General features: G+C 52.0%; 4 protein-coding genes. 3 read left to right on the top strand and 1 reads right to left on the bottom strand.

Going from position 1 to position 13,469, the window contains the following annotated elements; all coding sequences use genetic code 11:
• Positions 1 to 3 precede the first annotated feature (3 nt).
• From ACO1NT_RS18050 to ACO1NT_RS18040, 3 genes are read left to right on the top strand one after another with little or no spacing between them, the layout of a single operon-like run.
• Complete coding sequence (locus tag ACO1NT_RS18050; RefSeq protein ID WP_449050141.1) at positions 4 to 1,977, top strand: hypothetical protein; 1,974 nt, start codon at positions 4 to 6, stop codon at positions 1,975 to 1,977.
• 43 nt (positions 1,978 to 2,020) lie between these two features.
• Complete coding sequence (locus ACO1NT_RS18045) at positions 2,021 to 3,151, top strand: hypothetical protein (protein ID WP_449050140.1); 1,131 nt, start codon at positions 2,021 to 2,023, stop codon at positions 3,149 to 3,151.
• 12 nt (positions 3,152 to 3,163) lie between these two features.
• Positions 3,164 to 12,373: a Tc toxin subunit A-related protein gene (locus tag ACO1NT_RS18040; RefSeq protein ID WP_449050139.1), complete on the top strand. Its 9,210-nt coding sequence runs from the start codon at positions 3,164 to 3,166 to the stop codon at positions 12,371 to 12,373.
• A gap of 10 nt (positions 12,374 to 12,383) precedes the next feature.
• On the opposite strand, the gene ACO1NT_RS18035 is transcribed toward ACO1NT_RS18040, so the two are convergent.
• Positions 12,384 to 13,163, bottom strand: a complete 780-nt coding sequence (locus tag ACO1NT_RS18035) for a sulfite exporter TauE/SafE family protein (protein ID WP_449050138.1) — start codon at positions 13,161 to 13,163, stop codon at positions 12,384 to 12,386.
• Positions 13,164 to 13,469 lie beyond the last annotated feature (306 nt).

Raw genomic sequence — 13,469 nt, 5'->3', positions numbered from 1 at the left:
GCCATGCCAGGACCAGCTATTCATCATCTCATAGCAGATGAACTCCGGAAAAAAATAAATGCCGGCAACGGTTTAGGAGCCAATGCCGATTACAGCAAGTTGCAGAGCCTGCTGTCAGACCCGAAAAACCTACCTTATTTGTTTGTGGGCTGCCAAGGCCCCGATTTCTTGTTTTTCAATACCAAGGATTGGCCAGCGGGCCCACTTGGGGATATCGTGGAGGTCTATTACAAGGTGTATGATGCCATTGACGACTTCAAGAAAAAGATGTTGGAATTGGTGCCCCAGCCTGTCATAGACCTGTTGGATGCCTTGGGTGCCGCGGCCGATGAGGTGGTAAGCAACTCATCGACCCTCAGTGAGCTCGAAAGCCTTTTTAAGGATATGCAGCAGGTGGTTGATGCGCTTTCGGCGAACCTGATGGAAATGATTAAAGATTTCATCACGGATTTTAACCTCTACGATATCTTGGGACATCCGTACCGCGATGGTCAACCCAAAGGCGAATGGTGGTGGTTTGATGCCCTCCATTACCGGAAAACGGGCCGGTATGCTGCCCAGTTGTTAAAAGATGCTCCCGAAGATTCGCCATTGCACCTTTATGCACTGGGGTACCTCACGCACGTAACCGGAGATACCGTTGGCCACCCTTACGTAAATATCAATTGCGGCGGCCCCTATCGTAGCCATTCCCAACGGCATAAAACCAGCGAGAATTACCACGATGTGTTCAACATGTTTAACCACAACTCGGTCGATTGGAACCGGTCGCAATTGCATAAGCTGTATAATTTCAATTTCGACGGTACCGCATCAGCCCCCGGCGATTCGGAGGAAATCCCCGACCCCAATACCCATCTGCCCGATGAATTGGCTGCATTTATTGCTAAAACGGTAAATAAAGTGTATGCGCAAGGCGATGCAGACGACAACGAATATGGGCGTACCATTTCGGCCGATGACGTCAATAATGCCTATCGCATTTGGTACCGTTGGATGCGTAACGCCACCGAGACAGGCACGTTGCCCGTGCCGGTGCCTTATTCGTTGACGGCTGAGCTGGAAGAGGTTTGGGAAACCGCAATGAATAACCTCGATAACATTGGTGATTTTATCGAGGATGCCGTAGATCAAGCCGGTAGTTTCAGCTTCTTAGCTATTTTCATTGTATTGGCAGCATTGATTCTGGCGGCGGTGGCCGCAGCAGCAGCACTAATAGATGCCATTTTGGGAGCGCTTACCACGTTGACCACCGCAGGTATACGCTATGCCGCAAGTCTCGTTTACGATCAGTTGTATAATGCATTTCAGAATTTCCGCCTAGGTGTGGCGCTCAACGGTTTGGCGTACCCCATGCAAGAGCATCTCAATGAGCCCCGGTTTAGGCAGTTCCAGAATACGAACTTTCCCGATCCACTGGGGCAGGTGGCGGCAGATTTCATGAATGAACTGCCCAAAATACGCATCCAATTGGATGGAACAGGGTTCAGTGACGATATCATGAACCTGCTTTTCAATAAGGAAAGGCACCTCATCTACCCGCCTTCCAACGACGTACCCGGAACCGCTTTCAAGAAGACCGTCGGCGAGCCGCTTCCAGCGAGGGGAGGTCCCGCTTCCTATTTCAATAATGCGGCCCGCCACTATGTGTTTGATAACATCCCGCTAAGTAAGCCTTTCCTCGATGCGTTGACCAACCTGTCGGGCGACGAGGCGAATTTCGATAAAGTCATTAAGGAACATAAGGCCCGTCCATACCTCGGTAATGCGCTGACGCTGACGGACGAGTTTTACGACCGATTGAAATTAGGCAAGAAAGTACCCGATTTCAACTTGGATTCCGATCGGGGTTATGCATACACGTGCTGGACGCAAAAGGGCAATAGCCGGGAGGAACCTGATATCCTGGAGCAAGAGAAGCAACAAGAGAATGGTGATCCGATAACGCCGGTGAAGCTCGACTTCATACAACCGTAGCACGGCAGGATCAGCTTATTGATAAACTTAAAATTGTACGACCATGTCACCCAATATCGAAAAAATACAGGCTTACGTCCGTGAGTTGAATGCACAACGGGCCATTTACACCAAGAGGGCACCTAAACTACTCGCCAGATCGTATCGGCGGGGCAAAGACGGCAGGAAACCGGATACGATAAACGATAGTTCCTTTTTGTATATCCGCTCATACGAAGGCGATTTCGGCGTAAGGCCGTTTAACAATATCCCTTTTTGGAACTCACCCGATATCAATATCAGTCCCATGACCGATATTGGTAATTTCGGGACCACACTTCAAGGCGGATATGCCTATAATATCAACTGTCGGTTGCATAACCGCGGAGACATCACGGTACCATTTCCAAAAGTTGAATTTTTCCTCACTACGCCAACCCTCGGTTTTGATACCCGTTTTGCCGACCTTATCGGGTTGACCCAGCTGCCGGGGTTGCTGCTGCCGGCCGGCACGGATACATTGGACTTTCTCTATAACGTGCCGGCAAATATGGACGGTCATAAATGCCTTTTTGCCCGTACCTATTCGTTCAGTCCACTCGATAAACCGTATGATCTCTACGCCTTACAGCCGACACTCGATCGGCATATCGGGCAAAAGAACCTGAATTTTGTACCGCAAAACACCGCGTACCAGTTCAACCTTATCCATTTGCCCAATGTGCACGAACGGATCGAATTTGTGCCGATGTCTAGAAACGCGGTGCTGCAGCTTCTGCACCCCACCGTACTGAAATATCGGATATCAAACCGAATGCCATCGGCATCATTGCATAAATTGCAGGTAGAGCCAGCGGAAAAGACCGGCCGTAATTTCCGGATGAAGGCCGGTCGGCAAGGGGTGGAGGTATACGCCAATAGCGGGAAAGGAATGGGCGTCGAAGAGCAAGCCAGCTTTATGAAGTCGTTTAATGCGATGCTGAGAGCTCCTAGATCCCGAGTGGGTCTGGATGAACGAAAGAAGATGTACCGTGCTTTCGCGGTCATGAACGATCCCATGATGAAAACAACGTTTAACCTCGAAATCCCTGATTTTGGACTTAAACCAGGGCAATTGGCAGGGATAGAGATGGTGAACACCAATGCCCTAACGGGTGAGAAAAAAGGAGGGATAACGCTCTTGATAACAGGTTAATACATAACCGACATGGCAACAATAACTAAAAATTCCGTGGCCAACACCGTCTACGGCCGGGTGACCGATGTCGCCCGCCGCCCGTTGGCCAACCTAAACGTGACCCTATTCGACGTGGATATGCGCGATTGGCAACCACTCGCTGACACGCTTACCGACCGCGAAGGCCGATATGAACTCCGCTGGTCACACAGTCAATTGAGCGGCCGGGGCCGCAAAACGGCCGACATTGCGGTCACCGTGTCCACACAGGAGCGGCGAACGGAGCTGTACCGATCAACGATGGATGAGGTGCGCTTCAATGCAGGTAGGAGGGAGGAAATCAACATCACGATTACCGGGGCTGTGCCCGCGGAAACGGTGGAGTTTGATGCCTTAGTGGCGGAGATCACCTTCCTGGCCAAAAACGTAGCCATTGCGGAGTTGCAGGAGAGCAAGACCCATCGCGACGTGACGTTCCTATCCAAAGAACTGCTCGTGCCGGCCCAGAAGATCATCCACGTAATCGTTGCCCAGCGGCTACACCAGCTATCCGAAGGAGATGCCGCATTCTTCTACGCATTGCTCTGTAAAGATACCTTGTTGTATAACGATTGGTCAGGGCGAATGAATGCGCGGTTATCAATCGACCTCGATAGTGATGTCAACACCCTATTATATGATGCGGCCTTGGTGGATGAAACACGGGTGACCGCCGATGTGAACCAAGCCGTTGTGGATAGTATCATAGCCCCATCGGTCGGCAAAGCGCTGAAAGCGAACCTCGCGATATTAGCACGGCATCGGGAAAAAGCGAATCGATATTACCGGGATGAAAATCCGCGGAAGGTCATCGAACTGCTCGCCTCGGTGTGCAGGCCCGAAAAGCTGGCAGAAGTGCAGCAGCTTTTCCGCGAGCACAAGGACAATCTGAACGGTTTTCTGGAAAAGGTGACGGATGCGTCATTTTTCGACTCAAAGGCCAAGCAACGTGATGCAAAAACCGCCGTCGCCCTGGGCAAGTTGTACGGCTTCGGCAACGAAATGCTATCGCGTGTGGTAAAAGCGAAGAAAATCAAGAAACCGGAAGACCTCCGTAAGCTGGCGCGCCTCAACAAAGCCGATTGGGAGGCTACCCTTGCCCAGGTTAACCCGGAACTAACGGATAAGCAGCTCATCGGTACGTACGCCTCTGCAATGGTAAGGAAACTTGAAAAGGAATTTCCAACGGTCGCTTTTGCTGCACAGCTCGAACGCGAGGAAAAAGCCGTGCTGCGTAACCAGGATAAAATCGTCTCTTTCCTGAACCGGCATGACGACTTCGATTTGACGAAAGATCGCATCGACCTGTACTTCAAAAAGAAACGGATTGCCAAGAAAGATAGCGAAGCTATCGGCGACGAGTTGAAGTCCGTGCAGCGGGTGTTTAAGCTCATTCCCCACTATCGGAAAACACGGGCACTCCGCGATGCACATATCCACTCTGCGCAACACATCGTGTCCATCGGTGAAATGCGTTTTGTGCAGGAAGTAGCACCTGCAGCGGGTCTTTCCGATAGCGAGGCCAAAGCGGTATACCGCAAAGCCGAAACCCAGCATACGGCAGCCATGCTGCTGGTGGGCGAACTACAGGGTACCATGGGTACGCTGGATATCGCGGCGTTCGAGACGAACTCGCTCGCCTTAAAGCTCGAAGCGGTCAGCACCGATTTCCCCAACCTCAAATCGCTGTTCAAAGGGATAGATACCTGTGCTTGTGAACATTGCCGCTCGGTATACAGCCCAGCGGCCTACCTCGTGGAACTCCTCCAATTTCTGGATAAACGTAGTGTGGTGGCCGGCAACGCCAAAAGTGTGCTATTCAATCGCCGGCCCGATCTGGGCGATATCGACCTGAGTTGCGCCAATGCGAATACACCGGTTAAGTATGTGGACCTGGTGTGTGAGCTGCTCGAAGCGGTGGTGGCCCCCGACGCCGGCATTGACTATTCGGGGAATCTTTCCGATGGACCCGACCCCCTGAAAGGGAAGATATCCAGCGCATTGCTAACCGCACTGCAAGCTGTCGGATGGCCCGTTACAGCCGATGCACTGATACACGAAACGGAATCCGACTCGCTTTCGCCGGCAACGCTTCCGCATTACCTGCGGGACACGAAAGTGGTCTGTAAAATCGTCAACAACGGCGGCTTGGACTATACGATACACCGCCTGCGACAGACGCTCTTGCCTGCCGCGGAACTTGATGCGGCACCGGAATATGTGAATGGGAAAGCATACGAGATATTGCGCGAGTCGGCCTTCGCGTTCCGGCTCCCCTTTGACCTCAACCACGTGGAGGCCAAAGGGTATTTCAACAGGTTCGACATTCATCGCGCCAATTTGATGCAGGCTTTCCAAGTTGCCGGGATGCCGGATGATGCAGCGATAGCTGCCGAACGGCTCGGCCTGAGCGATGCGGAACGGAAAATCATCGTTGAGGGACCGAACCCCAATGATAATGCGGCACAGCAAGCTTACTGGAATGTGCCCGCACCGGGCAATGTAGTGGACGGGCTGAAGCAAGTAGACCGTTTCCTCGATCGGGCGGGGCTCTCCTTTACCGAATTGGACCTCCTGCTGAAGCTGGGGTTTATCGACCAGAACAATAACCTATTCATCCGGCACAACGACCTCTCCTGCGATACCGCCCAGAAGGAAATCGCTAACCTCGATTTGGCGGCACTCGATCGTATCCATCGATTTCTGCGGCTACAGAAGAAAACGGGATGGAGTTATACGCTGCTGGATGCTATCATTATGCAAACGAAACTGGGCAACGGTACGCTGGACGATGACTGTTTGATAAAGGCGGCCCAATTGAGCCTTGTGGAGGCAAAAACAGGTATCTCGTTGGAACAACTGGTAGGGTGCTTTGGAGAGATACCGCATACGGTATACCAAGAGGGAGGGCCTAAGCCGCTTTATCACCAGGTTTTCCTGAATAAGGCCAAGAACGGTATGGTGGATGAACGGCTGCAGCCCGAAGGGGTAAATGGATCGGCAACGCTTGCCGCCACCATGGAATACCTGGCTACCTGCATGCAGTTGAAAACGAAAGACCTTGAAGCGCTGCTTCCGCTGCTGCCGGACCATAACCTCACATTTGCCAACCTGAGCATCCTATTTGCTGCCTCGCGGCTGGCCAGTAAACTGAAACTGAAACCGGTCGATTTCGCTATTGCGATCCGGTTGTCGGTGAATAACTTTACCGCCTCGCCTGCCGATATGCTGCAATTCATCGCTACGGCCGAGGCACTCCGCGAGGCGCCGTTGGCACTTACGGACGCCGCATTCCTATTAGCGCATGAGGCCACGAACTTGGCAGACCGGGTCATGGGCGATGCGAAAATCGAAGCATTGCTCGGTGAACTACAGGGGCAATATGAACAAATAAACACCGCCCTTGCCTCTACATTTGACCCCAACCTATTGGCCATCGAACAACAGGAATCGTTGCGCTCGGCATTATCCGGGTTCGTTAGCCTCACTGAAGCCGACGTTCAGGCAATCGTGGGCTTCCTCGGCCGCGATTGGGCCTCGGCCACGGATGCTAAACAGTTTGTCGCCGATCGATTTGATGCCCGCATCGACCGGACGTCTATCGATGCCGCCATCGATGCGTTGGACGCGGCGACAGGACCCGACACCGAGGCCGAGCAAAACGACTTGGTAAAAGCACTGTTGGATGCAATCTCCATGTTCCGCGTGCACGCGGCCAAACGAGCGCATCTCGCCGCGCTGGTGGCGGCTTCATTCAAATCGGAAGCGGAGTTGGTTGGTGCTGTTTTGACCCATGCTGTGCTGAAACAAGCTGCGCCGGGCACTGAGTCTGTTGGTGCGTTGCTCACGGACGATTTGGACCAGGCGGTCAACGAAGCGAATTACCCGAAGCAATATGGAGCCCTTCGCCTATTGCATAAGTTGGTGGTAATAATCAAGGCGTTCGAGCTTAGCGGCGAAGAAGTTGCCTGGTACCTTCAAAACAATGCGGATTTGGGGTGGCTTGAACTCGATGGTTTACCTTTTGAGACGGGGCACACTGCGGCCGATTTGGCAGCCTACCTTTCTTTTGTGCGTGCCGTAGGCCTTGGCAAAACATCAACGCCGGTGGCCGATCCGGCTGACGCCGAACGATCCATTACGTTTTTCGATACGATGGCGCTATCGCTCCGGCCTGCGACTACCAAGGATGAGCTGATGCGGGCAATCGCGTTGCTTACAGGCTATGAAAAGGACGAATTGGCGGCAATCGATGCGCATCTTTTCGCGGTATTCGATAGGGCCAATTATCACCATACGCATACGTGGGAACGGTTGATCGAGTGCGCGGAGCTGATGCGGAAATTAGGCGCCACGATGGCCCAGGTGGTCAACTACGTGAAACCTACGCTGGTATTGTCGGACATCAGTGACCTACGGGCAACGCTCAAATCACGCTATGACGAATCCACGTGGCTCAGTACGCTGAAAGAAATCATGGACACCGTAAGGCCGCAAAAGCGCGATGCGCTGGTGGCCTACCTGCTGGCTACCCAAACGGAAGCGAAAGATGAAAACGATTTATATGAATATCTGCTCGTCGATGTAGAAATGGGCGCCTGTATGCCGTCATCGCGGATTGTGCTGGCACACAACAGCGTGCAGCTTTTCGTGCATCGCTGCTTGATGGGGCTGGAGCCCGACGCCATCGCCGAAGTGGAAAAAGACCCCAATTGGGGACAATGGAAATGGATGAAAAACTACCGCGTGTGGGAAGCTAACCGCAAGGTGTTCCTCTATCCTGAAAATTGGTATGACGTTACGCTGGCCGATGATAAATCGTATCTCTTGGCAGAATTTATCGATGAATTGCAGCAGAACGAATTGACCAATGATACGGCAGAAGAGGCATTGCGGGGCTATCTCGAAAAGCTGGATGGTATCGCTTTCCTGGAAGTGATGGCCACGTGGTACGACGTGCCTACGCGCAACATGCATGTATTTGCACGTACCAAGGGGGGTGATCCGGCCATATATTATTATCGGCGGTTCGAAAAGGAACGCTATTGGACGCCCTGGGAAAAAGTGGAGCTGGATATTTCGGGAGACCATTTGCTGGCGTTTGTCCGCAATGGCCGCCTGCACCTGGCCTGGCCTGTATTCAGCGAAGAGCCCGACCCCAACCCCGAATCTACCGTGCCTGCAAGCACCGCGGGCACCGTTGTGCAAAACGATAAACCCAAGCGCAAGCTGAAAATCCAGCTTGCCACCAGCGAGTATAGCAACAAACGGTGGCAACCCAAAAGGGTATCAAAGGAAAGCATAGTTACGCCATCTTTCTACACCGCCGAAGATCATTATTTTCAGAAAGAGAAATATAACCTGATTTACCTTGAGCAGGGTAGTCAGGTCATTATCTTCAGTTCCGAATGGAAAGAGGGCGACGTCCACACGCGGAACGGCGTGTTTAACATTGCAGGTTGCAAGGGCTACCCCGAGTTGTTGTTCCAGGGCGACGATTATTTTCCCGATTTTTTCCCCGACTTTAAGGATAGCGTGCTCCAATCGCAAAGGTACAACGAACTGACCCATATTTCGCCCGATGAATTGGCCGTGAGCAACGGGTTGTCGTTCTTTGGCTTCTACGAACTGCTGAATAAAACCCCCGGTAAATTCCGGATCAGCTATCCCCATCAATTGACCCTTATCGATTTGTTATCGTTCCTGTATCAATTATTGATGTCGGCTTTGCTGTCAAACAACGCGGCGGCAGCCAGCTACGACCACCTGCGCCGCTACAAAATCCCGTTGGGTACGTTGCTTCCTTACTTCATGGAAGACAGCAACCACGCGTATGTCATCATACCCGGTTTCTATAAAAAAGAAGACGAAAAGTTGGTTGCCACGAGCGATCCATCGTTTACCGATGCGGAAAAACGTACGGTGTCTGATGTGTTCCAGTTACTGGATGATGTGGTCAATTGGGTAAAGGAAATGGCCGCAGCGTTTCAGGAAAACCCACCGGTGGATAGCGAAGAAGCCATCAACAGGATTATTACGGACTCCGGATTTCAAGATTTGCTGAAAGAAATCGCTGACTACGAGGCACTGGATTTTATCATTAACTTCCTCATCGGAAAAACGGGCAATGAAGCGTTTGATGCGCTGCTGATACAGCTCCGGGATGCCAGGGGGCTGGTGTATGGCGAGCAGTTTAAAAACATGTATCATCCGCTGGTCTGTTCGCTACGTAGCACCCTCTATCGGGATGGCATCCCGGGGCTGATGAAGCGCGAAACCCAGTTGCAACAAACAAGCTTCCATTTTGAAACGTACTACAGCCCCAACCAGTCGCTTGTTCCACATTCGTGGTATAAGAACCCCGATGGCAGCGCCACACCGTCATATCCTATCGAAGACCTCGATTTTACGAGCGATGGTAGCTATAGTTTGTACAATTGGGACTTGTTTTTCAGGGTGCCGCTGCATATCGCGGGTAGCCTTACTGCCAACCAGCGGTTTGAGGAAGCCATGGACTGGTTCCACTACCTATTTAACCCTACGGGGGCATTGCCAGGCATGGGATCGCAAAAATTTTGGGTAACCAAACCCTTTTACCTCAATCAGGAAACCGACTATGTTGCCCAGCGGATCGACACGCTGTTGTATGGGGCGTCAGACACATCCAATCCCGACATCAAGGAGCTTGAATTTGCTATCTCCGAGTGGCGTACCAAACCCTTCCGGCCGGATGTGGTGGCACGTTTCCGGCCCGTGGCCTATCAGAAAGCGCTGCTGATGAAGTACCTCGATAACCTCATCGAATGGGGAGATTATCTATTCCGGCAGGATACCATGGAGTCCATCGCCCAGGCCACCCAGCTATATGTGTTGGCAGACAAGCTGCTAGGCCCGAAGCCGCGGGTTGTTCCACCGGTCGTAAAACCGCCTTATGAAACCTATAACCAGCTGGAAGCGAAGCTAGATGGTTTTGGCAATGCGTTGGTGGAGCTCGAAAACATCTTGCCCGACCTGACCGTATTGCCCGAAGGGGGCGCTGAATTGCCGCCGGTGCCGATTACCTTATCCATGCACTATTTCTGTATACCGCACAATGAAAGAATGGGCGAATATTGGGATCGGGTAGCGGATCGATTGTTCAAGATCAGGCATTGCCAGAACATTGATGGGGTGGAAAGGAGTCTGGCATTGTTCGCCCCGCCCATTGATCCCGGTATGCTGGTTCGCGCTACGGCTTCGGGGTTGGATATTTCAGCTATCATTGCAGGGCTCAACGCCCCTGCACCTTATTACCGTTTCAATGTACTTTCGCAAAAAGCTTCAGAGTTGGCCCAGGAAGTCAGGGGCCTGGGGAATGCGCTGTTGCAGGCATTGGAGAAAAAGGACGCAGAAGCCTTGTCGCTGCTGCGTAATGAGTTGGAGTTGAGTGTGTTGGGTTCGGTGACGGACTTAAAGCGCTTGCAAATCGATGAAGCAGTCGAGCAGATTGAAACCCTAACGCTCACGAAGAAGGTAACGGAGGAGCGGCAAGCCTACTATGCCAATATCGAAAAAATCATCCCCAAGGAACAGTTGAACTTGGACAAGCTTGCTGAAGCCAACGACTATCAGCTCGCATCCCAAACGGTGCGGACCGTGGCGGGCGCATTACGTTTGGTGCCGGAATTTCATGTGGGAGCCTCCGGATTCGGCGGGTCACCCCACGTGGTTATGCAGCTAGGCGGTTCGGCGATGTCTACTGCGACAAGTATTGGCGCAGATATATTGAATATCCTCAGCACGGTTGCTTCTTATGAGGCCAACCAAGCCTCCATTTTGGGCGGTTATGAGCGGCGGTTTGACGAATGGAAACTGCAGGAACGACTTGCCGAAAAGGAACTGGCCTCCATAGCCAATCAAATAAAGGCCGCTGAAATACGCAGGGAAATCGCCGAAACGGATTTGAAAAACCATGAATTGCAGATAGAAAATGCGAAAAAGGCGGATGAATTCATGCGTTCCAAGTATACCAATAAGGAATTGTACGATTGGATGATCGGCCAAATCAGTGCCGTGTATTTCAAATCTTATCAATTGGCGCATGATTTTGCCAAGAAAGCCGAACGTAGCTATCGTTTTGAATTGGGCAACGATGATTCCTTCATTTCTTACGGTTATTGGGATAGCATGAAGAAAGGGCTGCAGAGCGCAGACCATCTGATTCACGATATCAAGCGGATGGAAACCGGTTATCTCGACAAAAACAAGCGGGAATATGAAATCACCAAACATGTGAGTTTGGCCCAGCTCGATCCGTTGGCCCTGGTGCGGCTCCGTACAGCTGGCGTATGTGATTTCGAGCTGCCCGAAGTGGCTTATGACCTGGATCATCCCGGCCATTATTTCCGGCGCCTCAAATCCGTTAGCATCAGTATCCCTTGTGTAGCGGGGCCTTATACGTCGGTGAGTGCCAAGCTTTCCCTCGTGAAGAATGCATACCGTAAGGGCACCGCCCCCGATAACCTCGCTGGGACAGGTTATGCAGAAGATCCGGGCAATGACGAACGTTTTGCGTATAACATCGGAGCCATCCAATCAATCGCTACCAGCGGTGCCCAAAACGATAGCGGCATTTTCGAGCTCAATTTCAGAGACGAGCGATACCTGCCTTTCGAAGGAACAGGAGCGATAAGCGCGTGGCGGCTTGAGCTTCCAACAGTCGTAAAGAAGTTTGATTATCAGACCATTACGGATATTATAGTTCATGTTCGGTATACGGCACGGGAGGGTGGAACATCGTTGAAAACAGTGGCCAACGCCGCATTGAAAGACCAGCTGGAAACCATGAAGCAAGGCCTTAGCCAAACGGGAATGCATGTGGCCATCGGCTTGCGGCATGGGCGACCCAACGAATGGCAGCTATTGAAGCAACAGGGCGACGCCAACCTGGTGATCGGCAAATCGCACCTGCCCTACCTGGCACAGTCTGCCGATCTCGAAATCGACAGCATAATGTTATTGGCTAAGGTAATGGGAAACCCGGCCAACTTCACCTTGGCCATTGATGGTACGTCGATCAACCTCGCACGGGTCGATGAACTGCAGCTATGCCGGTGCACGACAAACGATGTCGAGTTGGATACGATGTTCAATCTGTCGGTCGCTGATGCCGATAGGGCGAAACTGGAGGAATTGATGTTGCTGGTGAAGTATCGGTTTTAGCGGAGTGCGTTCAAAACAGTTCCCTGCTTAAAATATAGATGCCCATGGTGAGTACAAACCACCCGAATCCCGAACGTAGCCGCTCGCCCGGTATGCGGCGGCCGATGGCAGTGCCGACGAATACGCCGCATACCGTAATGGCGAGGATGGTGAACAGGAATGGCCAGTCGATGTATACATGACCGATGTCGCCAGCGAAGCCCACCAGTGAATTGATGGTAACAATGAATAACGAGGTGCCGATGGCCACCCGCATGGGCGTCTTTGCCAACAACACCAAGGCAGGGATGATGAGGAAGCCGCCACCGGCGCCCAATAACCCGGTTACCAGGCCCACGCCCACGCCGAAGGCTAACAGAACGGGGAGGCTTGTGCGCGGGCCGCTGGGCTGCTCACGATGGCCCAATACCATCGATACCGATGCGGCCAACATCAACGCGGCGAACAGCACCATGATTACCGCAGATTTCGTAACGGTGAAACCACCCATATGCCAAAGGACGTCGGGAATGGTGGACAGCAGGTACTTCCGTACAACGAATACGGTAGCAACAGACATCAGTCCGAATGAAAGAGCGGCTTTCAAATCGACATAACCCTTGCTGTACTGATACACCGCGCCGGTGAGGCTGGTCATACCCACGATAAACAGGGAGTAAGAAGTCGCTAAGGTGGGTTCGATGTGGAAGAGGTATACAAATACGGGAACGGTAAGGATGGATCCCCCGCCGCCAATGAGGCCAAGTGAAATGCCGATAAAAACGGCCAAGATGTAACCTAAAACTTCCATCAGTGTGCATCGGGGAATGGGACTGCGGCAAAATACGGTTAATTTGATGAATTGCATATAGGTTTTTTCACGCCAATACACGGAGGCGCGCGTGCGTGGCAGGTTTTTTGCCGTACATCGAAAACCAAACGGCGGCGGCGTTGTTTGTATTAACAATGAACAATAGGTAAATTTGTCAATAGACTGAAGATATGGATACCAAGACCAAGGAAATATTGGAAGATGTGAAAGATCGGCTTCGCGAGGCCAATGACAATCGAAATATTGCCCATTCAGAGCGCTTACTATCGGTGGCCGCGGGCGCAT

This window comes from Parapedobacter sp., assembly GCF_053550995.1.
Note: the sequence above shows the minus strand (reverse complement) of the source record. Positions and strands in the feature narration are given on the sequence as shown.